This window comes from Burkholderia sp. AU18528 (assembly GCF_002223215.2).
Lineage (GTDB): Bacteria > Pseudomonadota > Gammaproteobacteria > Burkholderiales > Burkholderiaceae > Burkholderia > Burkholderia semiarida.
This window is the reverse complement of record NZ_NKFC02000006.1, coordinates 144,448-169,353: the sequence shown is the minus strand read 5'-3', so window position 1 is coordinate 169,353 and position 24,906 is coordinate 144,448. Positions and strand designations below refer to the sequence as shown.

General features: G+C 64.6%; 24 protein-coding genes. 17 read left to right on the top strand and 7 right to left on the bottom strand.

The window, feature by feature from the left end; genetic code table 11:
• Positions 1–28: 28 nt before the first annotated feature.
• The gene (locus tag CFB52_RS17545; protein WP_099317055.1) at positions 29–2,158 is read right to left on the bottom strand and encodes a TonB-dependent siderophore receptor; all 2,130 of its coding nucleotides are present in this window, start codon (positions 2,156–2,158) and stop codon (positions 29–31) included.
• An 807-nt stretch (positions 2,159–2,965) separates the two neighbouring features.
• Here CFB52_RS17545 and CFB52_RS17540 point away from each other — a divergent pair.
• Positions 2,966–4,594, top strand: a complete 1,629-nt coding sequence (locus CFB52_RS17540; protein ID WP_089465359.1) for an NADP-dependent glyceraldehyde-3-phosphate dehydrogenase — start codon at positions 2,966–2,968, stop codon at positions 4,592–4,594.
• A gap of 71 nt (positions 4,595–4,665) precedes the next feature.
• Here the strand turns inward: CFB52_RS17540 and CFB52_RS17535 are convergent, their stop codons facing one another.
• Positions 4,666–5,298 (bottom strand): LysE family translocator, encoded by a 633-nt coding sequence (locus CFB52_RS17535; protein ID WP_059579804.1) that lies wholly within the window; start codon positions 5,296–5,298, stop codon positions 4,666–4,668.
• A 588-nt stretch (positions 5,299–5,886) separates the two neighbouring features.
• Here CFB52_RS17535 and CFB52_RS17530 point away from each other — a divergent pair.
• From CFB52_RS17530 to CFB52_RS17515, 4 genes are all read left to right on the top strand, one after another.
• On the top strand, positions 5,887–6,210 hold the full coding sequence (locus tag CFB52_RS17530) for a hypothetical protein (RefSeq protein ID WP_034205546.1): 324 nt from the start codon (positions 5,887–5,889) through the stop codon (positions 6,208–6,210).
• A gap of 124 nt (positions 6,211–6,334) precedes the next feature.
• Positions 6,335–6,820: a hypothetical protein gene (locus CFB52_RS17525; RefSeq protein ID WP_059579802.1), complete on the top strand. Its 486-nt coding sequence runs from the start codon at positions 6,335–6,337 to the stop codon at positions 6,818–6,820.
• 243 nt (positions 6,821–7,063) lie between these two features.
• Entirely contained in the window at positions 7,064–8,539 is a 1,476-nt protein-coding gene (locus CFB52_RS17520; protein WP_099317054.1) for a PepSY domain-containing protein, read from the top strand.
• A 39-nt stretch (positions 8,540–8,578) separates the two neighbouring features.
• Entirely contained in the window at positions 8,579–10,696 is a 2,118-nt protein-coding gene (locus CFB52_RS17515) for a TonB-dependent siderophore receptor (protein ID WP_099317053.1), read from the top strand.
• 99 nt (positions 10,697–10,795) lie between these two features.
• Here CFB52_RS17515 and CFB52_RS17510 read toward each other — a convergent pair whose 3' ends face one another.
• The gene (locus CFB52_RS17510) at positions 10,796–12,028 is read right to left on the bottom strand and encodes an NADH:flavin oxidoreductase/NADH oxidase family protein (protein ID WP_099317853.1); all 1,233 of its coding nucleotides are present in this window, start codon (positions 12,026–12,028) and stop codon (positions 10,796–10,798) included.
• Positions 12,029–12,105: 77 nt separating this feature from the next.
• Here CFB52_RS17510 and CFB52_RS17505 point away from each other — a divergent pair, with 77 nt between their 5' ends.
• The 4 genes from CFB52_RS17505 (at position 12,106) to CFB52_RS17490 (ending at position 13,883) form a co-directional block, all read left to right on the top strand.
• Positions 12,106–12,564 (top strand): MerR family transcriptional regulator, encoded by a 459-nt coding sequence (locus CFB52_RS17505; RefSeq protein WP_060967980.1) that lies wholly within the window; start codon positions 12,106–12,108, stop codon positions 12,562–12,564.
• 189 nt (positions 12,565–12,753) lie between these two features.
• Positions 12,754–13,074 carry a DUF1330 domain-containing protein gene (locus CFB52_RS17500; RefSeq protein WP_059579788.1) on the top strand — a complete coding sequence of 107 codons (321 nt, stop codon included), beginning with the start codon at positions 12,754–12,756 and terminating at the stop codon, positions 13,072–13,074.
• Positions 13,075–13,294: 220 nt separating this feature from the next.
• Positions 13,295–13,603, top strand: coding sequence for a hypothetical protein (locus CFB52_RS17495; RefSeq protein ID WP_082720161.1), 309 nt, complete (start codon positions 13,295–13,297; stop codon positions 13,601–13,603).
• Positions 13,563–13,883 carry a hypothetical protein gene (locus CFB52_RS17490; protein WP_099317052.1) on the top strand — a complete coding sequence of 107 codons (321 nt, stop codon included), beginning with the start codon at positions 13,563–13,565 and terminating at the stop codon, positions 13,881–13,883. Before CFB52_RS17495 ends, CFB52_RS17490 begins: the two co-directional genes overlap by 41 nt.
• A 110-nt stretch (positions 13,884–13,993) precedes the next feature.
• Here CFB52_RS17490 and CFB52_RS17485 read toward each other — a convergent pair whose 3' ends face one another.
• Entirely contained in the window at positions 13,994–14,827 is an 834-nt protein-coding gene (locus tag CFB52_RS17485) for an NAD(P)-dependent oxidoreductase (RefSeq protein ID WP_099317051.1), read from the bottom strand.
• A gap of 71 nt (positions 14,828–14,898) precedes the next feature.
• Here CFB52_RS17485 and CFB52_RS17480 point away from each other — a divergent pair, with 71 nt between their 5' ends.
• Positions 14,899–16,002 carry a LacI family DNA-binding transcriptional regulator gene (locus tag CFB52_RS17480; RefSeq protein WP_099317050.1) on the top strand — a complete coding sequence of 368 codons (1,104 nt, stop codon included), beginning with the start codon at positions 14,899–14,901 and terminating at the stop codon, positions 16,000–16,002.
• An 80-nt stretch (positions 16,003–16,082) separates the two neighbouring features.
• Here the strand turns inward: CFB52_RS17480 and CFB52_RS17475 are convergent, their stop codons facing one another.
• A complete protein-coding gene (locus tag CFB52_RS17475) occupies positions 16,083–17,375 on the bottom strand; it encodes an MFS transporter (RefSeq protein ID WP_059579857.1) in 1,293 nt (430 codons plus the stop codon).
• Positions 17,376–17,788: 413 nt separating this feature from the next.
• On the opposite strand from CFB52_RS17475, the gene CFB52_RS17470 reads away from it, so the two are divergent.
• The gene (locus tag CFB52_RS17470) at positions 17,789–18,322 is read left to right on the top strand and encodes a methylated-DNA--[protein]-cysteine S-methyltransferase (protein ID WP_099317049.1); all 534 of its coding nucleotides are present in this window, start codon (positions 17,789–17,791) and stop codon (positions 18,320–18,322) included.
• A gap of 68 nt (positions 18,323–18,390) precedes the next feature.
• Here CFB52_RS17470 and CFB52_RS17465 read toward each other — a convergent pair whose 3' ends face one another.
• Positions 18,391–18,882 carry an Lrp/AsnC family transcriptional regulator gene (locus CFB52_RS17465; RefSeq protein WP_059640479.1) on the bottom strand — a complete coding sequence of 164 codons (492 nt, stop codon included), beginning with the start codon at positions 18,880–18,882 and terminating at the stop codon, positions 18,391–18,393.
• Positions 18,883–19,038: 156 nt separating this feature from the next.
• Between CFB52_RS17465 and glmS the strand changes: the two genes are divergently transcribed.
• The 6 genes from glmS to CFB52_RS34260 all read left to right on the top strand — a co-directional run bounded on the left by glmS (position 19,039) and on the right by CFB52_RS34260 (position 24,251).
• A complete protein-coding gene (gene glmS / locus CFB52_RS17460; protein WP_099317048.1) occupies positions 19,039–20,868 on the top strand; it encodes a glutamine--fructose-6-phosphate transaminase (isomerizing) in 1,830 nt (609 codons plus the stop codon).
• Between the two features lie 209 nt (positions 20,869–21,077).
• Positions 21,078–21,353, top strand: a complete 276-nt coding sequence (locus CFB52_RS17455; RefSeq protein ID WP_099317047.1) for a hypothetical protein — start codon at positions 21,078–21,080, stop codon at positions 21,351–21,353.
• Positions 21,350–21,718, top strand: a complete 369-nt coding sequence (locus CFB52_RS17450; protein WP_099317046.1) for a helix-turn-helix domain-containing protein — start codon at positions 21,350–21,352, stop codon at positions 21,716–21,718. Before CFB52_RS17455 ends, CFB52_RS17450 begins: the two co-directional genes overlap by 4 nt.
• Positions 21,718–22,776, top strand: a complete 1,059-nt coding sequence (locus tag CFB52_RS17445; protein ID WP_099317045.1) for an ImmA/IrrE family metallo-endopeptidase — start codon at positions 21,718–21,720, stop codon at positions 22,774–22,776. Before CFB52_RS17450 ends, CFB52_RS17445 begins: the two co-directional genes overlap by 1 nt.
• Positions 22,773–23,408 carry a C1 family peptidase gene (locus CFB52_RS17440; RefSeq protein WP_099317044.1) on the top strand — a complete coding sequence of 212 codons (636 nt, stop codon included), beginning with the start codon at positions 22,773–22,775 and terminating at the stop codon, positions 23,406–23,408. The genes CFB52_RS17445 and CFB52_RS17440 overlap by 4 nt, the downstream gene beginning before the upstream one ends.
• 99 nt (positions 23,409–23,507) lie before the next feature.
• Complete coding sequence (locus tag CFB52_RS34260; RefSeq protein WP_144029745.1) at positions 23,508–24,251, top strand: hypothetical protein; 744 nt, start codon at positions 23,508–23,510, stop codon at positions 24,249–24,251.
• On the opposite strand, the gene CFB52_RS17435 is transcribed toward CFB52_RS34260, so the two are convergent.
• Positions 24,243–24,872 carry a uracil-DNA glycosylase gene (locus tag CFB52_RS17435; RefSeq protein WP_257220496.1) on the bottom strand — a complete coding sequence of 210 codons (630 nt, stop codon included), beginning with the start codon at positions 24,870–24,872 and terminating at the stop codon, positions 24,243–24,245. The genes CFB52_RS34260 and CFB52_RS17435 overlap by 9 nt on opposite strands.
• Positions 24,873–24,906: the final 34 nt, after the last annotated feature.

Sequence of the window (24,906 nt, the reverse complement as noted above, 5' to 3'; positions counted from 1 at the left end):
AGACCCGCATTGTCGCGCACCGCGTGCGTTACATGTGCCACTTCACCGTGGCGGTCAGCGTGCGCGGATCGCCCGGCATGTTGTACAGGTCCGCGTTGCCGTGCGCGGCGATGAAGTAGCGGCGATTGAACAGGTTGTCGAGCGTGAGCGTCACGTCGACCTTCTTGCTGCGATAGCCGGCGCCCAGGTTGAACACCGTGAACGACGGCAGCGTGACGAGATCGCTCGCCGACGTATAGCGCGCCGACTGGAACTGCATGCCGGCCGCCGCATAGAAGCCGTACGGCAGCTCGCGCTTGAGCCACAGGCTCGCGCTGTGGCGCGGCATCAGCCCCGGCGTGTTGCTCGACAGCGAGAGGCCGGCCGCCGTCGATTGCGCGGAACCGTCCACCGTGCCGTTCAGGTACGCGTAACCCGCATACACCGACCACTTCGGCGCGATCTCGCCGGTGAAGCCGAGCTCCATCCCGCGCACGTGCTGCGTGCCGATCGGCAGCGCATAGCCGGGATTCGCCGGGTCGCCGATCTGCTGGTTGGTCTGGCGCATGTCGAACAGCGCGACGCTGGCCGTCGCCTTGCCGCCAAGGTCGAAGCGCGAGCCGACTTCATACGCGGTGGTCTTCTGCGGCGCGAGCGCGGCGCCGTTCGAGAACGCGCCGGAACTGATCAGCGTGTCGGCCAGCGGCGAGAACGACTGGCTGAACGACCCGTACAGCGTGAGCCAGTCGAGCGGTTCGTAGATCAGGCCGACACGCGGGCTCCACGCGTGATCGGTGCGGTCGAGATTGACGTTCGACGACGTGTAGTCGTGGCGGATCTGGTTCAGGTAGTCGAAGCGCAGGCCGGCGAGCACCTTCCAGTGTTCGGTCAGCGAGATCAGGTCCTGCGCGTACACGCCCGCGAGCCCGACGACGGTCGACGCGTTCGTCTTCGCACGCGCGCCGATCGGCACGCCGGGCAGGACGACCGGCTGCGGATTGAAGAGATCGTAGTTCGCGACCTTCGTCACGCTGTAGATCGTGTCGAACTTCTGCTGCTGCGACAGCTCCAGCCCGTACAGCAGCTCGTGGCGCATGCCGAACAGCGACGTCTTCTGCGTGAGCTCGAACAGCCCGTCGATGCCGTGGTCGGTGCGCTGGCGCGTCGACTGGTCGAGCGTGACGACCGGGTGCGCGGCGGTCTTGATCGGCTCGTACGTCACGTAGTTCTTCCGCTCGAGCGAGAAGTCGTACGCGCGGATCGCGCCGTGAAACGACAGCGAATCGTTGAAGCGGTGATCGAGCGACACCGTCGCGCTTTTCGCGGAGACGTCGTTGTACGAACTGTTCCCGCCATCGGCCGACCCATAGTACGTGTTGATCGGCACGTCGACCGGCCGGCCGCGATACGCGGGAATCCCCTGGTCCGACGTGCGGCGGTCGTGCAGGTAGTCGAATTCGACGTTCAGCACCGTGTCGCTGTCGAGCTTGAACTGCGCGGACGGCGCGATCGCCTGCCGGTTGAGCTGGAATTTGTCGCGGAAGCTGTTCGAATTCTCGGCCGCGCCGGTCATGCGAAAGCGCGCCGCGTCGTTCGCGTTCCAGCCGAGGTCGAACTCGCCGCGCCGCTCGCCGCGCGTGCCGAGCGTCACGCCCACGTCGTTCACCGGGTTCGCCTGCGGCCGCTTCAGCACGCGGTTCACGATGCCGCCCGCCGAGCCGCGCCCGTACAGCACGGCCGCCGGCCCCTTCAGCACCTCCACGCGGTCGACGTTCGACAGGTCGCGGTAGTAGAGCGCGTCGTCGCGAATGCCGTCGACGTACTGGTCCGTGATGCTGTTGAAGCCGCGGATCGTGATCTGGTCGCGCTGGCCGTCGCCGACCGAGAAGCCGACGCCCGGCACGTTGCGCAACGCGTCCTGCAGCGACGTCGCGTTCTGATCCTCGATCACCGCGTGCGGCACGACGTTCACGGTCTGCGGCACGTCCATCAGCGACATGTCGGTCTTGGTCGCCGCGCGCGAATGGCCGCCGTCGTACGACGCATGCTCGGCGGTCGCGTTGACGGAAATCGCGGGCAGGGTCGCCGCGGCGTCGCTCGCCTGCGCGAACGAAGTGCGGGCGCCGGCCAGCGACGTGGCGATCAGAAGCGCATGGCACGCGCTCTTGTTGAGTTTCATCGTGAACGTAGAGGTAGTGAAGAAAGCGACGAACGGGGCACGCCGGCCGCGCACCCGGCACGAAAAAAGCCGTGACGTCCGGTCACGGCTCGTAATGCGGCGAAATAATAAACGAGAATGATTCGTGTTTTTAATTAATTTGCGGCATGTCGCCTGCCCGCAACGCGGACGTGGAGCGCGCTCTGTATTCCCGACGAATACCTTTCCGTTTCAGGCCGTCGAGCGGCTTGATTCGTAATGTAAACGAAAGAATTGAATCGATCGTCTCGTGTGGCGACGATCGGTAAAAGGCAGGATTCGGGATACGGCGATGGAGAAGCTGGAGAGGATCACGAAGGATCGAGACAAGCAGGCGCGACCGATTCAATCGTCCGGTGCGCGCCGGACCGGGCAACCCCGACCCGGCGCTCCGGGCAGCCGACCTCGTATCGGCGGCGCGGCGGATCTTCTTCTGTTCTTCACTGCGTCTGCTCTCAGGTTCACTGCATTTTTTTCCTCACCGCGTCGCGCCATTATCCGCTCAATTCGGCCGAAGTAAAACGTTTGCGATTGCACCCGCATGGCTATACCGGCGATTCGGAAACAGTCTTTCGAAATACTTACGGTAATTGCGACGTGATTCCGCGTTGTTGCATTCGCTGCGGCGTTCCTTTTAAATGGAACTGGTTCCATTCGCCGGATCGGCCACATTCGCGCGTGACGTGCAGCCGCGTGCGCGTCATGATGCCGATTCAGGATCGAGGATCATTCCGCTCAGGATTCGCATCGCCCGTCCTTCCCGGACACCCCCCGTCAAACGAGACCGTCATGCCCGATTCCGCCTCCCTGCAGCACCTGTTTCCCGCGTTACAAGAGATTCCCGCCGAATGCCGGCTGGCTTCGCCGATCCACCAGCGCGTGTCGCTCGTCGACGGCGAACTGCGACCGTGGGACGGCGCCACCAAGACCGTGCTGTCGCCGGTATGCGTGCGGCAGGCGGACGGCAGCGTCGAGCAGGTCGAGATCGGCAGCTACCCGGTGATGGGCGAAACGGAAAGCGACGCGGCGCTCGACGCCGCGGTGCGCGCGTACGACGCCGGCCGCGGCGAGTGGCCGACGATGAAGGTCGAGCAGCGCATCGCGTGCATGCAGGACTTCATCAAGCGGATGGTCGCGCAGCGCGAACTCGTCGTGAACCTGATCATGTGGGAGATCGGCAAGAGCCTCGCCGATTCGCAGAAGGAGTTCGACCGCACCGTCACCTACATGACGCAGACGATCGACGCGCTGAAGGAGCTCGACAACGCGAACTCGCGCTTCGTGATCGCGGAAGGCACGATCGGCCAGATCCGCCGCACGCCGCTCGGCGTCGTGCTGTGCATGGGCCCGTACAACTATCCGCTGAACGAAACCTTCGCGACGCTGATCCCCGCGCTGCTGATGGGCAACACCGTGGTGTTCAAGCCGCCGCAGTACGGCACGCTGCTGTTCGAACCGCTGCTCGAGGCGTTCCGCGACGCGTTCCCGAAGGGCGTGATCAACACGATCTACGCACCGGGCGCAGTGGTCGTGCCGCACATGCTCGCGTCGGGCAAGATCAACGTGCTCGCGCTGATCGGCTCGAGCAAGGTCGCCGATCACCTGAAGAAGCAGCACCCGAAGTCGCACCGGCTGCGCGCGATCCTCGGCCTCGACGCGAAGAACGCGGCGATCGTGCTGCCCGACGCCGATCTCGACCTCACCGTGAAGGAGTGCCTGCTCGGCGCGCTGTCGTTCAACGGCCAGCGCTGCACCGCGCTGAAGATGCTGCTCGTGCATCGCTCGATCGTCGACGAATTCCTGAAGCGCTTCACCGCCGCGCTCGAACAGCTGAAGATCGGCATGCCGTGGGAAAAGGGCGTCAGCATCACGCCGCTGCCGGGCATGCATCGCACCGCGTACATGACCGACGCGATCGACGACGCGAAGGCGAAAGGCGCGCAGGTCGTCAACCACCAGGGCGGCGAGTTCAGCAAGACGCTGTTCTACCCGGCCGTCGTGTATCCGGTGTCCGAAGGAATGAAGCTGTACCGCGAGGAGCAATTCGGGCCGATCATTCCGGTCGCGCCGTTCGACGACGTCGATACCGCGCTCGACTACGTGACGACGTCGGAGCACGGCCAGCAGGTCAGCATCTTCGGTTCCGATCCGGCGCAGATCGGCGCGCTCGTCGATCCGCTCGTGAACCAGGTGTGCCGCGTGAACATCAACTGTCAGTGCCAGCGCGGGCCCGACGTGTTCCCGTTCGCGGGGCGCAAGGATTCGGCGGAAGGCACGCTGTCGGTGAGCGACGCGCTGCGCGCGTTCTCGATTCGCTCGATGGTCGCGGCGAAGCAGACCGACAGCAGCAAGCAGTTGCTCGACTCGATCGTGTCGGATCACCACTCGAAGTTCATCAATACCGGCTTCATTTTCTGAAGCCGGCTTGATCGATGCCGGAACCTCCGTCGCACGCCGGTGCGGCGCAGGCTCCGGCACACGCTGCACGGCTAAACGTTCGTCGCCAGCAGCCGAACGCCCGCCACGCCGAACACGACGGCCAGACACGCTTCCATCGCACGCCGCCCGCGCACGTACAGCCGGCGCGCACCGTCCATCGAGAACACCAGCGCGTAGCCGCCGAACACCACGCAGCCGATCGCGAGGCAGCCCGGCACGACGGCGCCGTGCGCGCCGCCCGCGCCGTTCGACGACAGCGCGACGATCGACACCCACACGAGGATCGCCTTCGGATTGGTCAGGTGCAGCATCGCGCCGCGCACGTAGAAACGCGACAGCCGCTGCTCGCGCGCCGCGTTCGCGGTTGCAGCCGGCGGGCCCGACAGCGCCATGCGCCCCGACTTGAACGCGAGCCACAGCAGGTACAGCCCGCCGAACACCTTGATCGCGACCAGCAGCTTCGACCACGCGAGCAGCGCGGCCGAGACGCCGAGCGCCGCCACCGTTGCCCAGAACATCGACCCCGAAATCACGCCGAGCGCGAACGCGAGCGCCGCCTTGCGGCCCTGGTTCGCGGCGACCGACATGATCGCGAGATTGCTGGGGCCGGGGCTGGCCGTGCCGATGAAATAGGCGGTGTAGGCAAGCAGCAGGTTGGCGGAGAAGAAGGCGTGGGCGTTCATGTCGCACCTCGGGAGATGATCGGGAGATTGTCGGCAAACCCGCACCGTGTGCCCATGGACAATTGCGCGGCGATTCGCTGGGCCAGTTGCGTGACCATGCAACCGATTGCCGCGCGCCGGACCGTCTCTGTTTTGAAACAACCGGCGCATTCGCCGCCGGTTCGCGCGATGCGGCGGCGCGCGCTCCATGCAGCCGTTTCCCGTCGGCGAACGCACGGCGGGCATGGCGAACCGCCCGGCACGCGCCGGGTCGGCCGTTCGCCGGCGCGAATGCGCGACATGCCGGACGCCCGCGTTACGTTACATCCGTGAAGCATTTCGCGTCGTCGAGTCGCTTCGGGCGCCCGACGCTGCCCACCTCCCGCCCGTAGACACCCTCCTCGATCGCCTGCGCGATCCAGTCCCGGCGGGACTCGCCGACCGATGCCGTATCACGGCTCAACATTGCTCAACAATCGTCCGACGGGGCTGGTACGGAATCTGCATTCCGTTCGGGCAGAAGCCGCGCCCCATACCGCGCGGACATGATTCACCCTCGGGCGCTCCACGGATCCGCCCGTACGATATGCACACGCAACGAGGCTCTTCATGGATGCGCAGCCCAACTCGTCCGATTCGTCGTTCCAGCTCTTCCTCGCGAAGGTGCTCGAACAGCCGCTGCCCGACTGGACCGAAAAACAGCAGATGGAACTCGAGATGGCGCGCACGCTGTCGACGCAAATGGTCACGCTCGCCGAAGACATGCGCGGCCGCGCGCCCGATCTCGCACGCTGCCTCGTGCTGCTCCGCTACGCGAAGGTGCTCGACTTCATGCTGACGTCGCTCGCCGCGCACCGCGACATCCATCCGCAGACGCTGCGCACGCTGTTCCGGCTCGCGAACCTGAAGGTCGACGACGCGTATCCGGTGTGAGCGGGCGCAACCGACCGGAGGTCGCGCAGGACCGGCGCGGCCACGCCGGCCATGCGTGATTCGCCCCACGGCACACGCACGGCCCGCCTGCCCCTCCGCGCAAACGGAGGTACAATCGCGCGCCATGAACGCACTTCGCCGCTTCCTGCTCCGGCCAGGCGTCGCGCGACAGTTGCTGTGGGGGTTCCTCCTCGTGACGCTGCTGTCCCGCGCGCTGATGTCGGGCGCCGTGATGCTCGATCCGGACGGTCCGGATGCGGGCTCGGTGGTGCTGTGTTCCGGCCAAGGCCCGCTGATCGTCACGAGCGCCGCGCTGGCCGCCCGCTTCGACGCGAGCGCGCCGATCACGCCGGCCAACGATGCGCGCGCGCTCGTCGACGCGCTCGAGCATGACGCACACGCCGACAAGGCCGCGCCCTCCGGCCACGGCGACGGCCTGTGCGCGTTCGGCGCCGCGCTGTTCACCGCGCTCGCATCGTTCGCGCTGCTGGTGCTGCTGTTCCCCGCGGCGCCGCCGCGGCGCTTCCGCGTTCAATTCGACAGCCTTCCTTTCGTGCGATCGATATTCGACGATCGCCCACCCTCCCGCGCGCCTCCTCTGTTCTGCTGAACGTTCCGCCCCGTGGCGCGTGCACGTCGACGTGCAAGCGCGTTCACGCCGTTCGTTTCACCCGACCTGATTCACGCGTTCACTCGCATGCCCGCCTCGCGCGGGCGACGCCGCCCTGCGCACCGTTTGCGCAGCGTGCCGCGCCGCCTGCCTGCGGCGATGCACGCACGCGGGTGTGACGCACGTCGACGGCGGCCGGCCCGCGCCGCTCCCGCCGCTCGACGAACCCGAGGAGTTCACACCATGTCGACCACCGTCGATCGGGCCATCTCGCCCGCCCGTTCCGCCAGCGCCGGTTACCGCACACTCTGGCGCTGGCATTTCTATGCCGGCCTGTTCGTGATGCCGTTTCTCGTAATCCTCGCGATCACGGGCACGCTCTATTGCTTCCAGCCGCAGATCGAGCCGCTGCTGTATCCGCACCGGCTGATCGTCGAGCCGCGCGCGACGCCGCGACTCGATGCCGACACGCTGCTCGCCCGCGCCCGCACCGCGATGCCGGCCGGCGCGACGCCGATTTCCGTGCAGATCGCCACCGCGCCGGATCGCAGCGCCGAGTACGTTTTCCGGCTGCGCGACGGCAGCCGCGAGAGCGTGTACGTGAACCCGTACGACGGCAGCGTGCTCGGCACGCTCAGCGTCGAGAACCGCTTCATGCAGGTCGACCGGATGCTGCATCGCAAGCTGCTGCTCGGCAAGACCGGCGAGTTGCTGATGGAACTCGCCGCGTGCTGGACCTTCGTGATGATCGGCACCGGCATCGCGCTGTGGTGGCCGCGCGGCGCGGCACGCGTCGGGCGCGCGCTGCGGCCCGACCTGTCGCTGCGCGGCCGGCCGCTGTGGAAGAGCCTTCACGCGACGGCCGGTATCTGGCTCGCGGCCGGCACGATCGCGTTCATCCTGTCCGGGCTGCCGTGGTCGGGCTCGTGGGGCAAGAACTTCAAGGCGCTCGCCGCGACCGTGAACCTCGGCGCGCCGGAAGGCGCGTGGGGCGGTGCGTCGGTACGCTCGACGCGCCCCGGCGCCGCAGCGACGCCCGAGACTGCGCGTGCGCAGGCGGCCGCGCCGTCCGGCCATCACCACGATTCCGGCGAAGCGATGCCGGGAATGGTGATGGACGACCTGCCGTTGCCGCAGACGCCGTGGGCCGTCGGCAACGTGCCCGTGCCGCATTCGCCGTCCGCGCCGACGCCCGCGCCGCTGCCGCTGCCGCTGGCCCGCGCGATCGCGATCGTCGCCGGGCTCGGCGTGACGAGCGGCTACACGCTCGCGCTGCCGTCCGGCCCGGACGGCGTGTTCACCGCGTCGTACTTTCCGGCCGACCCGAAGGCCGAACGCACGATCTACGTCGACCAGTACAGCGGCGCCGTCTTGAAGGACATCCGCTATGACGACTACGGCGCGGTAGCGCGAGCCGTGTCGTACGGCACGTCGCTGCACATGGGCCGATATTTCGGGCTCGCGAACCAGATCATCTGCGCGGTGCTGTCGCTCGGGCTGGCCGCGATGGCCGTCACGGGTACCGTGATGTGGTGGAAGCGCCGCCCGGCCGGGACGCTGGGCGCACCGTCGCGCGAACGCGGCACGCCGCCGATGCGCGGCTGGATCGCCGGGCTCGTGCTGCTCGGCATCGTTTTCCCGTTGATGGGGCTGACGATCGTCGCGGTCTGGTTGATCGACCGGCTGCTGTTCGGCCGCGCGGCTGCCGCCGCGGCGTGATCGAGGCAATCGCTTCCCCATTCGAAGGAACCCAAAGCAATGAAGTTGAAATTGATGCTGCCGGCTGCCGTGCTCGCGGCGCTCTCGCCGGCCGGGCAGGCACAGGAAAGTGGCGTCGACGGCACCGGCGCCACGCTCGCACCGATTCGCGTCGACGCGCAGAAGGCGCCCGCCCTGACGCAACCGCTCGACACGGGCAGCCATCTCGGGCTGTCGCCCCTCGAAACGCCCGCGAGCGTCGAACAGATCAGCCGCGCGACGCTCGACACGCGCGGCGACAGCTCGATCATCGACGCCGTGAGCCGCGCCGCCGGCATCAGCGCGTCGCCGCATCCGGGCAACGGCAACTCGGAGCTCGCCGCGCGCGGCTTCGTCGGCGCGTCGTCGGTCACGCAGCTGTACGACGGCGTGCGCCCGTACGGCGCGATCGGCGTCACGTTCCCGTTCGACACGTGGTCGGTCGACCATATCGACGTGCTGCGCGGCCCCGCCTCGGTGATCTACGGCGAAGGCGCGATCGGCGGCGTGGTCAACATCGTCCCGAAGAAGCCGACGCGCACGCCGATCCGCAACGAACTACAGATCGGCGGCGGCACCGAGGGTACGGCGCGCGCCGCATTCGGCAGCGGCGGCGCGATCAACGACAAGCTGTCGTACCGCTTCGACATCAGCGGCAATCGATCGTCCAACTGGGTCGATCGCGGCAATTCGCGCAACCTGTCGGTCTCCGGCGCGCTGCGCTACGACGTGACGTCCGATCTGTACGTGACGGCGTCGTACGCGCAGGGCTTCATGCATCCGATGCAGTATTTCGGCGTGCCGCTCGTCAACGGCGCGCGCGATCGTGCGCTCGACAAGAAGAACTACAACGTCGGCGACGCCGACATCGCGTTCCGCGACAGCTGGGCCACCGTATCGGCGAACTGGCAGCCGAGCGACGGCCTGAACGTGACGAGCACGCTGTACCGGATGAAGAGCAACCGTCACTGGAAGGATGCGGAGTACTACACGTATCTGCCGTCGAGCGCGCAAATCCGGCGCAGCAGCTACACCGAGATCTTTCACGACCAGGAGCAGTACGGCAACGTGACGACGGCCACCGTCGGCAGTGTGCTGCTCGGGATGCGCAACACGTTTTCGGCGGGCGTCGAGTTCAACCACACGACGTTCCAGCACGACAACAACTCGCCGTATGCGGGCACGTCGACGGTCGACCCGTTCGACTTCGATCCGGGCCGTTTCATCAATACGGCTGGCACGTTTCCGAAGTACCGCAGCCAGTCGAACCAGTACGCGCTATTCGCGGAGAACCGGCTCGAGATCACGCCGCGCTGGTCGGTGATCGGCGGGCTGCGCTACGACCATGCAAGCGTGAACCGCGACGATCTCGTGAACGGCGGCGCATTCACGAAGGTGTTCGCGAATACCGGCTGGCGCATCGGCACCGTGTACGACGTGCGGCCCGGCCTCGCCGTGTACGGCCAGTACTCGGTCGCGGCCGATCCGGTCAGCTCGCTGCTGTCGCTGAATGCATCGAAGGCGAACTTCACGCTCGCGACCGGCCGGCAGATCGAGATCGGCGTCAAGCAGTCGTTCCTCGACGGCAAGGCCGAATGGACGCTCGCCGCGTACCGGATCGTCAAGAGCAACCTGCTGACGGCCGACCCGGTGAACCCGAACCAGTCGATCCAGGTCGGCCAGCAGTCGTCGCGCGGGCTGGAAGCGACGGTCGGCGCGGAGATCGCGAAGGACTGGCGCGTCGATGCGAACGTGTCGATCCTGCGCGCGAAATACGACGATTTCCAGCAGTCGTCAGGCGGCGCGACCGTGTCGCGCGCGGGCAACGTGCCGGTGTCGGTGCCGCAGCGGCTCGCGAACCTGTGGGTGAGCTGGCGCTTCGCACCGGACTGGACGGGCATCGCGGGCGTCAAGTACGTGGGCAAGCGGTTCGCCGATACCGCGAACCAGCTCGTGATGCCGTCGTACACGACCGTCGACCTCGGCCTCGCATGGAAGCCGCGCAAGGACACGACGATCACCGCACGCGCGTACAACGTGTTCAATCGCCGCTACGTGCAATCCGCGTACTACAACGAGACGCAGTATCTGCTCGGCAACGACCGGCGGTTCGAGGTGCTGGCGAACTACCGCTTCTGAGCGCGCACGCCGCCGCGCAACGTGCAAAGCGGCACGGGCACGGGCGCGGTGGCGCGCCGGTCAGCCTTCGGCATCGCCGCCGCCGATCCGGAGGCGCCGTCACGCACGCGGGCCGGCCATCCATTTCCGGTAGCGCCGCGTCTGGCACTGCGCGGCCAGTTGCTCCCGCACCAGCGCGCGCAACGGCGACACCCGCGGGTGCGGGCGGCGCCCTTCGCTGAGCCGCGCGAGCTGGAACTTGACGACGGCCATGTTCGCCAGCGCGCCCAGCGCCTTGTTTTTCCAGCGGATCGGCCGCAGCACCGGCGCGCTGTCCTTGCCGGCGCGCCAGTCGCGCGGCAGGTTCGGGTCGATCGACAGCGCGGTCGCGATGCCGACCATCGCCACCCCGCTGTCCACCACCTGCTCGGCCACCGCACGGCGGCGGATCCCGCCCGTGACCATCAGCGGCATCCGCGCGACGGCGGTGATGTCGCGCGCGAATTCGAGGAAATACGCTTCGCGCGCGAGCGTGCGCCCATCGCGTGCCTCGCCTTGCATCGCCGGCACTTCATAGCTGCCGCCCGACAGTTCGACGAGATCGACGCCGAGCGGATTCAGCAGCTCGACCACGCGCTTCGCGTCGTCCGCGCTGAAGCCGCCGCGCTGGAAATCCGCCGAGTTCAGCTTCACCGCGACGACGAAGGCCGGCGACACCGCCGCGCGCACCGCCTTCACGATGTCGAGCAGCAGGCGCGCGCGATTCTCGATGCTGCCGCCCCATTGGTCTTGCCGGCGGTTCGTCAGCGGCGACAGGAACTGGCTCAGCAGATAGCCGTGCGCCGCGTGCACTTGCACGCCGGTGAAGCCGCTTTGCTCGGCGAGCTGCGCGGCGCGCACGAAGCGCTGCCGCACGTCGGCGATATCGGCTGCGGTCATTTCCTTCGGCACCGGAAACTGCTTCGACAGCGCGCCGAGCGCGAGCGGCACGGCCGACGGCGCGAGCGTCGTCTGGCCGAGCGCCGCCTGCATCTGGCGCCCAGGGTGATTGATCTGCATCCACACGTGTCCACCGCCCGAGCGCGCGATCTGCGCCCAGCGGCGGAAGCGATCGAGATGCGCGTCGCTTTCGAGCACGACGCCGTTCGGCCCCGTCATCGCGCGGCCGTCCACCATCACGTTGCCGGTCAGGATCAGGCCGACCTGACCGTCGGCCCACGCCTGGTACAGGCGCAGCAACGCGTCGGACGGCGCGTGGTCCGCATCGGCCATGTTTTCTTCCATCGCGGCCTTGGCCAGACGGTTCGGAACCACCGCCCCGTTGGGCAGTGTCAGGGGCGCAAACAGATTCATGGTGAGCATCCTCGATTGACGATGCCCAACGATAACTTTAAAGTCAACTTTAAGGTCAAGCCCTTTTGGAGCCCACCATGAAAATCGGCGAACTGGCGAAGGCGAGCGGCCTCGCGGCGTCGCGCATCCGCTTCTACGAAGCGAGCGGCCTGCTCGAACCGGCCCGCCGGCAGGCGAACGGTTATCGGGAATACGGGCCGGAAGCGTTGACGCGGCTCGCGATCATCGACCGCGCGCAATGCGCGGGCTTCTCGCTCGACGAGATTCGTGCGGTGCTGCCGCCGGATCTCGGCGCGTGGCCGCACGACGAACTGCTGGACGCGCTGCGGCACAAGGTCGGCGAAATCGCGCTGCTCGAACGGCGTCTCGCGCAGAACCGACAGCATCTGGAAACGCTGATCGACGCGATCGAAAACAAGCCGGCCGGCGAGGATTGCACGGGCGCCGTACAGCGGATGCTCGACCGGCTGTGCGAGCAGGCCAGCGAGCCGCTGGAACCGGCGCGAGTCGTGCGGCCGGCGCGCAAGCGGGCGTGATGGCGTGTGCTGCGGGATTGCATCGCGGGATTGCGTCGCGTCGTCCGTCGATCGATGCGCTCGCGGCCGGAAGCGCGACGCGGCGCGGTTGTCGCGATTTGCTTACGTCGCAGGTAATCGACGCGCGCTACCCGCGCCGCGATCATGGCCCCATCGACTCACGCACCGCATCCCGCCAAGGAGCCCGCCATGACCGCCTACGCCATCGCCCACCTGCACGACGTCGAGATGTGCGACGACATCGTCGAATACCTCGAACGGATCGACGGCACGCTCGCGCCGTACGACGGCCATTTCGTGATTCACGGCGCACGGCCCGAAGTGCGCGAAGGCGTGTGGCGCGGCGACCTGATCGCGATCGCGTTTCCCGATCTCGACGCGGCGCGCGCGTGGTATGACTCGGATGCGTACCGGCAAATCCAGCCGCTGCGCGCACGCCACGCGAGCGGCCCGTTGATCCTGATCGACGGCGTCGACGAACGGCACAAGGCGACCGATATCCTGCGTTGATGCAATCATGCATTCATGCCGTTGTGCAATCGTGCAATTGTGCTATAGTGAACACAGGCACGAGCCGGTGCCTGTTTATTACAAATTGAAGCACCATCCGATGCTTCAGCGTCAACGTAACACTATGGGTCGTCAACCGCCGAAACGCCGCGCACCGTTTGGGCATACAGGAGGCAAGTTAGAGCGTGCGCCTACTTAAATCATTAGGACGAAACCGGCTATGAACACGTTTGAACACAAGACCAGTGTCAAGGTCGTCGGTTCGAGCGGTCAGATTTCGCTTGGCAAGGAATTCGCCGGCCGGCAAGTGCTCATCGAAGAGCGCGAGCCGGGGGTGTGGCTCGTCCGCACCGCCGTCGTGATCCCCGAAAACGAAGCGTGGCTGCATGCGCCTCAGGCCCAACGTGACCTGCAGGAAGCACTCGCGTGGGCTCAAGCCAATCCGCCGCACGAATCAGACCCTGACGCCCTTTTCGAAGAGCTGCGACATGCACAAGAAAAACGACGTCGTAAAGGTGGATCTGAATAATCCGGTCTTCCAGCGTCAGTGGGTCGACCTGGACAAGACCGAGGCATCACGGGTGCTTGCGACCGTCAAGAAGTTGCTGCAGTTGAACTGGGATCAGCTATACCGAGACCAGGGGCTGAAGTGGGAAAAGATCACGAGCGTAGCGCCGCCGGCCGGCATCGATGTGCTGTATTCGCTGCGCATCACGCAGGCGCGTCGCGCGACCGCCTATCGTGACGGCAATATGCTCCGCCTCCTCACGATCGAGCCCGATCACGACGCGACCTACGGCAAAAAGTGATTCGGTGCGCCGGACCCCGACTCTCGAGGTCCGGCGTTTTTCAGTTGATCGAGCGCGGCCTCAACCGCAAATCCGTCGTCAATGAAGCGGCCCTCGACGGGCCGTACCGCTTAAGCCTTCCGCTCCATCGGCTCGCCGACGACGAACCCGCCGCCCTGGAACCGCTGCGCGGGATCATCGTACTCGGCGGTCGGCGCCGTCACCGGGAACAGTTCCGCGAACTGCTCGGAACTGTCGCGCGGGCGGAAGCCGAGGAAGCCGACCTTCGTGTTGTCCCACCACTTCACCGGGTTGTCCGACGCGCCGTAGACGATCGCGTGCCCGACGCGGTTCGTCAGCAGCGAGCAGCGCACGAGCTCGATGAAATCGCGATAGCTGAGGAACGTGACGAGCATGCGCGGATTCTTCGGCACCTCGAACGACGAACCGATCCGCAGGCATACGGTTTCGATCCCGAAGCGGTCGAAGTAGTAGCGCGACAGCGATTCGCCGAAGCATTTCGTCACGCCGTACAGGCTGTCCGGGCGCAGCGGCGCATCGGCATCGAGCACTTCGGTGACCGGATGGAAACCGATCGCATGGTTCGAGCTCGCGAACACGACGCGCTTCACGCCATGCTTGCGCGCGGCTTCGTACAGGTTGTACGTGCCGGTGATGTTCGCGCCGACCAGATCGTCGAACGGCGCATCGACCGAAATGCCGCCGAGATGGACGATCGCGTCGACGCCTTCGACGAGCTGCATCACGGCCGGCCGATCGGCCAGATCGACGACGCGGAGCTCTTCATGGGCGGCGGCGTCGCCGAGCGTCGCGATGTCGCTGACGCGCACGACGTCGGCCCAGTCGGCGAGCGCGCCGCGCAACTGGCGGCCGAGGTTGCCGGCCGCGCCCGTCAGCAGCAGGCGGCCGAACGGTTTGCGCGCGGCGGTGGATGAGGCGTTCATCGAATCTCCTTGGATCTGATCTAAACCGGAAAACGTTTTCCAACTATACGCGGACGCCGCGCCGAACGTCAATGGTCGGACCTGTTCGCGGCCATCCGCACTTTCCCGATATCGCCGTACGGCCGTGCGCGGGCTTTTTCTGCCACAATCCGGCGTTATCGAACGAAAACGTTACCCTTCGGATGAAAAAAGTTTCCCCGACGATCCGCGACGTGGCCGCGGAAGCCGGCGTGTCGGTCGCGACGGTATCGAAGTACGTGAACGGCACGCAGCGCTTCTCGCCGACCGTCGAGGCACGGCTGAAGGAAGCCATCGAGCGGCTCGGCTACCGATCGAACCCGCTCGCGCGTTCGATGATCACCGGCCGCACGCGCACCATCGGCCTCGTGATCCTCGACATCAGCAACCCGCACTTCACGAACGTCGTGAAAGGCGCGAACCGCGTCGCGCTGCAGCACGACTACACGCTGCTGCTCGTCGACACCGAGGAGAACCAGACGCGCGAACGCTCGCTGATCGAGGCGCTCGCGCAGCGCGTCGACGGGCTGATCGTCAGCACGCGGATGCCCGACGAGGAAGCCGGCTGGATGCTCGACCTCAACAAGCCGCTCGTGCTGCTGCGTCGCAGCCCCGGCCTGCCGATTCCGAGCGTCGGCATCGACAACCGGCTGTCGACCTACATGCTCGCGCGTCACCTGCTCAACCTCGGCCACACGCGCATCGCGTATCTCGGCTTCGGCACCGCGCGCGTGAACGACGAACGGATCCAGGGCGCGCGCGACTGCCTCGCCGAAGCGGGGCTCACGCTCGACGTGCACGACGCACACGCGCCGACCGCCGAGGCCGGCGAGCGCGCGTGCTCGCGCGTGATGCTCGGGCCGCAGCGCCCGCAGGCCGTGATCTGCTACAACGACCTGATCGCGCTCGGCTTCATGAAGGAAGCCGCGTCGCTCGGCTTCCGGCTGCCGCAGGACGTGTCCGTCGCCGGCATCGACAACGTGCCGTATGGCGCATACGCGGCGCCCGCGCTGACGACCGTCGATATCCAGAGCGAGAACATGGGCGAGCTCGCGATGCAGAAGCTGATCGACGCGCTCGCCGGGCGCACCGACGCGAGCTATTCGACGTTCGAGCCGCGGTTGATCATGCGCGCGTCGACGGCCTCGGCGAGCTGACGCGGTCGCGACGCGCCCTTTTCCCCAACGCAAAAAGGAAGCGCCGCCCGAGGGCGGCGCATTCGTTTGCCGGAATGCGCTTACGCATCGAGTTTCGCGGGCTTCATCTTCGGCGTGAGCACATGCATCACGGCCAGCGCGATCAGATAGGCCGATGCGCCGATCGCGAACAGCACCCAGTAGTGGCCGGTGCGCTGCAGCACCTGGCCGATCACTTCCGAGAACAGCACGCCGCCGATCGAGCCGGCCATCCCGCCGATACCAACCACCGACGCGACCGCGCGGCGCGGGAACAGGTCGGAGGCCGTCGTGAACAGGTTCGCCGACCAGCCCTGGTGCGCGGCGGCGGCGAGGCCGACGATCAGCACCGCGATCCACAGGCTCTGCACCTGCGACACGAACGCGATCGGCAGCACGCAGCATGCGCAGATCAGCATCGCCGTCTTGCGCGCACGGTTCACGCTCCAGCCCGCACGCAGCAGCATCGACGACAGCCAGCCGCCGCCGATGCTGCCGACCGTCGTCAGCGCATAGATGCAGACGAGCGGCAAGCCGATGTGCTGCATGTCCATCCCGCGCGACTCGTTGAGCCACTTCGGCAGCCAGAACAGGTAGAACCACCACACCGGATCGGTCAGGAACTTGCCGACCAGAAAGGCCCACGTCTCGCGCTTGCGGATCAGTTCGCCCCAGCGCGGCGCGCCGGCGTTCGCGTTCGCCGCGTCGAGCGCTTCGGCTTCGTCGCGCGGCTCGTCGTATTCCGCGGCGAGCGCGCGCGTATCGGCCGTGCGATACATCACCAGCCACACCGCGAGCCACACGATACCGATCGCGCCGATGATCACGAACGCCGCGCGCCAGCCGTAGGCCACCGCGATCGCCGGGATGATCGCCGGCGCGAACACCGCGCCGATGTTCGCGCCCGAGTTGAAGATGCCGGTCGCGAGCGCGCGTTCGCGGCGCGGGAACCATTCGGCCGTCGTCTTGATCGCGGCCGGGAAGTTGCCGCCCTCGCCGATCCCGAGCAGCGCGCGCACGAACGCGAAGCCCGCCACCGAGCCGACGGCCGCGTGCAGCATCGCGGCGATGCTCCACACCAGCATCGCGACCGCGTACGACACGCGCGTGCCGAGCCAGTCGACGATGCGCCCGAAGCCGAGCAGGCCCAGCGCATAGAACGCGGAAAACGCCATCACGATGCGGCCGTACTGCACCTGGCTCCAGCCGATGTCGTGCTGGAGCATCGGCGCGAGCAGGCCGAGGATCTGCCGATCCATGTAGTTGATCACGGTCGCGAAAAACAGCAGCGCACAGACGGTCCAGCGGTAGCGGCTCGCGGCCGCGCGCACGGCGCCGACGACGGCAGAGGGCATGAATGTCTCCGATGCGCGGTCGCGCCCGTCGCGCCGCACCAAGTTCGTTGACCGGCGACCGGCGCCGGGGTGAACGGCCCGCGCGCTCGCGCACAGGCCCTTTCACCAACCAATCTGGAAAACGTTTTTCAAAGGATAGGCCGCCTACCGGCACCGTGTCAGTCGGGGATTTCGATGAGTCATCTCAAATTGGTCGCGAGAAAAGAGACGACTGTTTCGCAGAGTGGTATTAACCGTTTTTCCGCCGATTTTCCCGCCACGGCGTGGCGGCCGCGCGGCCGCCGAAACGCACGACCGATTCCGGCCGGAATCGACGTCGAGGATGGTTTACAGTCGTCACATGCGGCGCGCCGGGCGCCGTGACGCGCGTATGCCGCACTGCATGTGCGGCGCCTTCATGGAGATGTGTCGCGATGACTCCCGCTCACCTGATTCCGAGCCCGCTGGGCGACATCGCCGTACGCATCGAGGACGATGCGCTGAGCGGCCTGTACTTCGTCGGGCAGAAATACTTTCCGTCGCTTGCGATCGCGACCGAAGCGGACGCGCACGCGATGTCGCCCGTCGCCCGCCAGGTCGCGGAAGAAATCGCCGAGTACTTCACCGGCGCGCGCGACACGTTCTCGGTGCCGATCCACCTGCGCGGCACCGCGTTTCAGCAACGCGTATGGAAGGAACTGCTCGCGATTCCGTTCGGCGAACTCGTGTCGTACGGCGACATCACCGAGCGCGTCGGGCTGCCGATGAGCGGCGCGCGCGCCGTGGGCGGCGCGGTCGGCCGCAATCCGATATCGATCATCGTGCCGTGCCACCGCGTGGTCGGCGCATCGGGCAGCCTGACCGGCTATGCGGGCGGCATCGAGCGCAAACGTGCGCTGCTGTCGCTCGAAGGCGCCGGGTTTTCGCGCGGCATGCATCAACCGATGCAGCAGGCGCTCGCGTTCTGACGCCATTCGGTGAACGACAGCCCCGCGTCCTGCCGGAACAGCCGCGACAGCGCTGCCGGTCACCCACGCTATGTGCGCTTGCGCATCGCATGCGCGACCCGCGCGTTCGCCTCGAATTTCGCGCGATGCGTCGAGAAAAACGTCCGCACGTTGCGGACGTTCGACGCGCCGGTGAACAGCCGCCGCGCGAATTCGTCGTATTCGGCCACGTCCGCCAGATCGGCGATCACGACGAAATCCGGCCCCGGCGACACGCGGTAGCACTGCGTGACGGCCGGCTCCGCGCACACGTACGCTTCGAACGTGTCGTAGTCCTCGGCCGTCTGCCGGTCGAGGCTGATCTCGATCAGCGCGGTGACGGCCGTGCCGATCGCGACCGGGTCGAGCACCGCAACCTGCCGGCGGATCACGCCGGCCTCCGTCAGCCGCCGCACGCGGCGCATGCAGGTAGGTGGCGACGACAGCGCGCGCTCGGCCAGTTGCAGGTTCGACACCGACGCATCCTCCTGCAGGATCGCGAGGATGCGCAGGTCGAGATCGTCGAGGGTGATGCCGGGCATCGGCTGCTCCTTCCGGTTAGCGGATGAAATTTAATTTCAACATGATAATCTATCCACGGTTAATTTCATCCATCGCAATTTTTTGAAATTTAATTCCATTTCGCTGGCTCTACCATCGCTCTCACTGATTCAGACAGGACATTTACGGAGCGCGATATGTGTGGAATTGTCGGGGCGGTAGCCCAGCGGGACATCCTGCCGAACCTCGTCGACGGCCTGAAGCGGCTCGAATACCGCGGCTACGATTCGTGCGGCGTCGTGGTCTACCGCGACCGCGCGCTGGCGCGCGCCCGAAGCGTCGATCGTGTCGCGAACCTGCAGCGCGAGATCGCCGCGCTGGCGTTGTCCGGTTACACCGGCATCGCGCATACGCGCTGGGCCACGCATGGCGCGCCCGTCACGCTCAACGCGCATCCGCACTTCTCACCGAGCGACGCGAACGCGCGCATCGCGCTGTCGCACAACGGGATCATCGAGAACTGCGATCAACTGCGCGCGGAGCTGCAGGCGCACGGCTACGTGTTTGCCAGCCAGACCGACAGCGAGGCGATCGCGCACCTGATCGATCATCTGTACGACGGCGATCTGTTCGAGGCCGTGCGGCTTGCGGTCGCGCGACTGCGCGGCAGCTATGCGATCGCGGTGATGTGCCGCGATGAGCCGCACCGGATCGTCGGCGCGCGCGACGGGATGCCGCTCGTCGTCGGGGTCGGCGAAGGCGAGAATTTTCTGGCGTCCGATGCGATGGCGCTGTCGGGCATCACCGATCGCATTGCGTACCTGGAGAACGGCGACGTCGCCGATATCCAACTGCATCGCTACTGGATCGTCGATGCGGCCGGCCAGCGCGTCGAGCGCGCGGTGCAACGCGTCGCCGCGCATAGCGGCGCGGCCGATCTCGGGTCGTACCGCTACTACATGCAGAAGGAGATCTTCGAACAGCCGCAGGCCGTGGCCGATACGCTGCTCGACGTTACGTCGATCATGCCCGAGCTGTTCGGCGACGGCGCGTGGCGCGTGTTCAACGACGTCGATTCGGTGCTGCTGCTCGCGTGCGGCGGCAGCTATCACGCGGCGCTGACCGCGAAGTACTGGATCGAGAGCATTGCGAAGCTGCCGGCCAGCGTCGAGATTGCCAGCGAGTTCCGTTATCGCGACAGCGTGCCGAATTCGCGCACGCTGGTGGTTGCGGTGTCGCAGAGCGGCGAGACGGCCGATGTGCTCGGGGCCGTGCATGTCGCGAAACGCAGCGGGATGATGCACACGCTCGCGATCTGCAACGTCGCGACGAGTGCGTTGATGCGCGAATGTGCGTTGCAGTTCGTGACGCGTGCGGGAATCGAGATCGGGGTGGCTTCGACGAAGGCATTTACAACGCAGCTCGTCGCGCTGTTCCTGCTGACGCTGTCACTGGCGCAGGTGCGCGGGCGGTTGAGCGACGACGAAGAAAAGGAACATCTGCGTGCGCTGCGGCACCTGCCCGACGCGATGTCGAAGGTGCTCGCGCTGGAACCGCAGATCATGGCGTGGTCGGAATTGCTCGCGCGACGCGACAACATGCTGTTTCTCGGGCGCGGGATGCATTATCCGATCGCGCTCGAAGGCGCGCTGAAGATGAAGGAGATTTCCTATATTCATGCGGAGGCTTATCCGGCCGGAGAGCTGAAGCATGGGCCGCTGGCGCTCGTCAGCAACGAAATGCCGGTGATCGCGGTCGCGCCGAACGACATGCTGCTCGAGAAGCTCAGGTCGAACATGCATGAGGTCAGTGCGCGCAATGGGCGGCTGTTCGTGTTCGCGGATGTGGACTGCGGGTTGGTGCCGAGCGAGGGGATCGAGGTGATTCGGCTGAACGAGTACTACGGGCCTTTGTCGCCGATCCTGCATACGGTGCCGATGCAATTGCTCGCGTATCACGCGGCGCTCGCGCGGGGGACGGATATCGATAAGCCCAGGAATCTGGCTAAGTCGGTGACGGTGGAGTGAGGGCGGGGCACGCCTTTTCATGGCAATGCGGTTTAGAAGTCGTTACCCAACTGCGAGCTCTCCGTACCTTTACACCTGCCGGGCCAACTCCAGCCGGGCAGCCCGTCTCTTATGCTGTCAGCTTGCGGTCGTGGCGCACTCCGTTCTTTGACAAAATCGAACATTGATTGTACGATTTTCGTACATCAACAGCTGCGCGCGAGGAAACGATGGCAGACCTTGAGAAACAGATTAAAGCGGCGCTGGAAGAGTTCTGGGACGAGCACGCGCTAATACCCGAGGCGGGTGGGCCCAGCACAGTAGACGAATTGCTCGAACCGATTGAATCCATGACCGCTGTCGAGGTGTTGGCAATACTCGACAAGATTGTTGGAACCGAGCTCCCGAATAGCGTTATTCGAACTGGCGGCTACAAGACAAGAGAGGAATTTGTTGACGGGCTGTCCGCCAAAGTCATCTCATACCTCCAGGCCAAGAAAAAATGAGCCAGGGCACCCCTGACTCGACTGATGACCAAAGGTTGCTCCTCGCCCAGCGCCTGCGCGAAGCCCGCGAGTACGTCGGGCTATCGCAAGAGGATGTCGCCGCCGCCCTGAGAATCTCAAGACCCGCGGTCACGAACATCGAAGCCGGTACGCGCAAGGTCGAGGCCGTTGAATTAGACAAGCTGAGCCAGTTATACGGGAAAACGGTGCAGTTCTTCCTAACTGGGGAATCGTACGCTCAAGATACTCGTGTTGTCTTTCTCGCGCGGGCGACTCACGGACTGAGCGATCGGGACTTCGAAGAGCTAGGTCGGTTCGCCGAATTCTTGCGTAGCTCTGGAAAATCAAAACGACGAGGCTCGTAATGGCGCGGGACGACTTGTTACAAGCTGGACGCCGGGCCGCTGAAGTTCTGGATGAATTCCGAGCAAAAGATCGCATTAGGGACGGTTACACTCGAGTTGACCCGGCCCAGTTAGCCAGCGAGGCCGATGTAACTGTGATGTTCCGGCCGTTGGAAAAGCTTCTTGGTGGTTTTCTTCGAGAAGATGGTGAGGCGGGGATATTGGTCAACGTATTGCGCCCCCGCGGACTGATGCATATGACATGCGCACATGAGCTCGGTCACTACTTTCTCGGACATGAAAGCAACACCGACGAGACCGTAGACATCGGGACCAACGCGGCCCTTGTCGAACAGCAAGCAAATCAGTTTGCATATTCGCTACTTGCGCCTCGCTGGCTTGTCATAGCAGTCATGAGAATGAAGGGCTGGTCGAAAGAACACCTGAACGACCCGACAATCGTCTATCAACTCTCTCTCCGGCTGGGCATGAGCTTCGAAGCGATGGCTTGGTCGCTCGTACGCCTTGGAGTGCTGTCTACACTGTCGGCAACTCGCACACTCGGGCAAAAACCAAAAACCCTGAAGCTTGCCGCTTTGAACATCGACGACGTGTCAGAGAAGGTACCCGGCGATGTCTGGATTCTCGATAAGACTGACAAGGACCGGATTATAGAACCAGCGTCGACCGACCGTTTTGTAGTTGATTTACCTAATCATGCGGCGGCGGGTCATTTGTGGACTATCGATGAGTTGCGCTGCGAAGGATTTACGCTGGAACCGTTCGTGCAAGATGCACGGATGGTATCCGACCGTGAAGACAGGGTAATTCGCGTGGGAGGACTGGGTGCCGGTACTACAATGAGATATGCATTGACGCCGACAATCGACTTAAGCAGCAACTCGACGATTGACCACAATAGGCGCTCGACAATCTCGGTTCATGAAATCACCCCGTGGTCCCGCAAGCCCGAGATTCAAGATTCACTTGCATTCAGTGCCGAATTTGACGACGTCAACGACGGGTTGTCGAGACCTGAGCGTACACGCAGGCTGAATAGCGTTCGGGGTCTCGAATGATCGAAGTTGAAGTGAACCACTCCGAACGTCTCGGGGCTCCGCGCAATCAAGGTCGGCGGCCAACATGCTTGGTGTTCACGACATCCGATTTGAATGCGTTCGCCAATGCGACTGCGCATCTGAGCGTCGAGTTCCTGTGCCATCATGCAGCTAAAGCTGGGGAAAGCTGGGAGCCAGGGGACGGTTTTACCGTAGACGAAGTTTTCACGGCAGTGGCCTACCCTGGACAGCCGGAAGAAAACAGCTACCCTTACCGCCCGGATTCACAGGACGCACCGCTTCAAGCCCCGCCCAGCGGGCTGATGCCACTCTACCAAAGCCCATCGAATACTCGCGCCTTGACACTCTCTGAAATTACCTCCTTAATCCGTCAGGGGCGCGCAGTGGGTATAGTGATAGCCATCACGAAGTCGTTGTTTTATCCGAGAGATGGTATTATCGATTTTGATCCATATGTCATTCCAGAGCAATTTCATGCGATGGTCGCCGTGGGCGTCGGCACGCATCGCATGACCAACGAAACGCATATTTATCTCCGAAACTCTTGGGGAACCGGATGGGGCAATCAAGGACATGCTTGGGTGCCAGAAAGACATCTTCAACTGCACATGCAAGAGGGATTTGCGGTATAAAACTACGATATGGCCATTCTCTTTGACAAGCAATTGCGAGTAGTGCCTGCGTGGCTAGCTGCCGCCAAGTATCTCGAGTCATCTCCGAATCGTACGGCGATGAACCTCGTACTCGAAATCACTGAGCCACTCACCGTAACTGCCGAGGACCGGGCAATAATGCAGCGAGTGGACGTCGCGCTAGAGGCAGAAGACCTAACCCTCCGTACAGTCGCAGGCACCATTTTTCCGTTGGATCTGTACGAGCGCTATGGTCGCCCCAATTTCTACGACAAGTACAAAACCATGCTCAAGCGCGGTAAAAAGCATGGCACGTGGGGTACTTACGCATCGAGAATGATTGACAGACCTCCTGCGAAGGGAAAAGAGTCAATCAATCCTTTAGATATGCTCGTTACCCGACTACGGCACGACGGGCAGCCGGCGAAGCAAGACGGCTCGGTCTCTTCATTTACGTCCGCTTATGAACTTGGTGTCGCAGATCCGGCGGTGGACTTGGCCATTGACGACAGCGTCGAGGGCGATGTGCCGACATACAACGCCGCAATAGATGGCCGCCGATGGATGGGGATGCCCTGCCTCTCCCATCTCAGTTTCAAGCGCGTCAGAGAAGCAGAAGGGTTTGCTGTGCATCTCACGGCAATGTATCGGTCACATCACTACTGCGCTCGAGCACTAGGCAATCTTTTGGGCCTAGCTCAACTTCTTTCGTTTGTTGCGAAAGAGGCAGAATTGAAAGTCGGTACACTTACTTGCCTTTCATCACATGCAGTACTCGATACCGAGACTTGGGGCGGCGTACAGCGAGCCCGAGAAGTGTTGGGGTGCACGGGATCAGAATAACGTTGGTTGCGTCGCAGAGACATGTGGCGCCAAGCTATGCCCGTATATTTTCTGCATACCTCGGCGAAAGTCCGAAACGCCGCCGTAACTCGGATGACGCACACACTCGACACTGACGCCGAATGCTTTTGCGTACGTCGCAGCATCCTGACCGATGCAGATGATTCTACGTATTTTTAGCCACTTGAAGAGCGCGTCATTCAATTCGGATACCGCAGCTAACTCTCTTGCAGTAAATTTCCGGTTCGTCAACGCGTCGTCGGCTTTATGTGGATGGAATGGGAATACGTTCCACAGAAGCGGGTGCCGCTCCAGCCGCTCCAAGATTGTCCAAATCTCAGCAGCGGTTCTTTCCGCGACAACCGGCCCCCTGGTTGCTTTGTTGACAGCTGTGCCTGGATACGACAGCGCAACGGCGTCGAGGCGCCGCTCGTCTGTCAGCGCCAATCCGGTGCGTCGGCCGCCTCGATAGCCAAGGTCGCGGCCCATCCATATCGTGTCGACGCCAAGCTGCTCTATGGCGCTCAAATAGTTGCGAAGGTTACGTCGGCGGACGGCAGGTGCGTCGGCAAGGTCATGAACCTCGCAGCGATTTCTGTAGGGATTGAATACGCCTTCCATTCCGATTTCGGACAGCGCAGCAACGAATGAACGA

Excerpts from the sequence above, each read along its gene's own strand:
- CFB52_RS17545 (WP_099317055.1), bottom strand. The coding sequence starts at position 2,158 with ATGAAACTCAACAAGAGCGCGTGCCATGCGCTTCTGATCGCCACGTCG.
- CFB52_RS17540 (WP_089465359.1), top strand. The coding sequence starts at position 2,966 with ATGCCCGATTCCGCCTCCCTGCAGCACCTGTTTCCCGCGTTACAAGAG.
- CFB52_RS17535 (WP_059579804.1), bottom strand. The coding sequence starts at position 5,298 with ATGAACGCCCACGCCTTCTTCTCCGCCAACCTGCTGCTTGCCTACACC.
- CFB52_RS17530 (WP_034205546.1), top strand. The coding sequence starts at position 5,887 with ATGGATGCGCAGCCCAACTCGTCCGATTCGTCGTTCCAGCTCTTCCTC.
- CFB52_RS17525 (WP_059579802.1), top strand. The coding sequence starts at position 6,335 with ATGAACGCACTTCGCCGCTTCCTGCTCCGGCCAGGCGTCGCGCGACAG.
- CFB52_RS17520 (WP_099317054.1), top strand. The coding sequence starts at position 7,064 with ATGTCGACCACCGTCGATCGGGCCATCTCGCCCGCCCGTTCCGCCAGC.
- CFB52_RS17515 (WP_099317053.1), top strand. The coding sequence starts at position 8,579 with ATGAAGTTGAAATTGATGCTGCCGGCTGCCGTGCTCGCGGCGCTCTCG.
- CFB52_RS17510 (WP_099317853.1), bottom strand. The coding sequence starts at position 12,028 with ATGAATCTGTTTGCGCCCCTGACACTGCCCAACGGGGCGGTGGTTCCG.
- CFB52_RS17505 (WP_060967980.1), top strand. The coding sequence starts at position 12,106 with ATGAAAATCGGCGAACTGGCGAAGGCGAGCGGCCTCGCGGCGTCGCGC.
- CFB52_RS17500 (WP_059579788.1), top strand. The coding sequence starts at position 12,754 with ATGACCGCCTACGCCATCGCCCACCTGCACGACGTCGAGATGTGCGAC.
- CFB52_RS17495 (WP_082720161.1), top strand. The coding sequence starts at position 13,295 with ATGAACACGTTTGAACACAAGACCAGTGTCAAGGTCGTCGGTTCGAGC.
- CFB52_RS17490 (WP_099317052.1), top strand. The coding sequence starts at position 13,563 with ATGCACAAGAAAAACGACGTCGTAAAGGTGGATCTGAATAATCCGGTC.
- CFB52_RS17485 (WP_099317051.1), bottom strand. The coding sequence starts at position 14,827 with ATGAACGCCTCATCCACCGCCGCGCGCAAACCGTTCGGCCGCCTGCTG.
- CFB52_RS17480 (WP_099317050.1), top strand. The coding sequence starts at position 14,899 with ATGGTCGGACCTGTTCGCGGCCATCCGCACTTTCCCGATATCGCCGTA.
- CFB52_RS17475 (WP_059579857.1), bottom strand. The coding sequence starts at position 17,375 with ATGCCCTCTGCCGTCGTCGGCGCCGTGCGCGCGGCCGCGAGCCGCTAC.
- CFB52_RS17470 (WP_099317049.1), top strand. The coding sequence starts at position 17,789 with ATGACTCCCGCTCACCTGATTCCGAGCCCGCTGGGCGACATCGCCGTA.
- CFB52_RS17465 (WP_059640479.1), bottom strand. The coding sequence starts at position 18,882 with ATGCCCGGCATCACCCTCGACGATCTCGACCTGCGCATCCTCGCGATC.
- glmS (WP_099317048.1), top strand. The coding sequence starts at position 19,039 with ATGTGTGGAATTGTCGGGGCGGTAGCCCAGCGGGACATCCTGCCGAAC.
- CFB52_RS17455 (WP_099317047.1), top strand. The coding sequence starts at position 21,078 with ATGGCAGACCTTGAGAAACAGATTAAAGCGGCGCTGGAAGAGTTCTGG.
- CFB52_RS17450 (WP_099317046.1), top strand. The coding sequence starts at position 21,350 with ATGAGCCAGGGCACCCCTGACTCGACTGATGACCAAAGGTTGCTCCTC.
- CFB52_RS17445 (WP_099317045.1), top strand. The coding sequence starts at position 21,718 with ATGGCGCGGGACGACTTGTTACAAGCTGGACGCCGGGCCGCTGAAGTT.
- CFB52_RS17440 (WP_099317044.1), top strand. The coding sequence starts at position 22,773 with ATGATCGAAGTTGAAGTGAACCACTCCGAACGTCTCGGGGCTCCGCGC.
- CFB52_RS34260 (WP_144029745.1), top strand. The coding sequence starts at position 23,508 with ATGAACCTCGTACTCGAAATCACTGAGCCACTCACCGTAACTGCCGAG.
- CFB52_RS17435 (WP_257220496.1), bottom strand. The coding sequence starts at position 24,872 with ATGGAAGGCGTATTCAATCCCTACAGAAATCGCTGCGAGGTTCATGAC.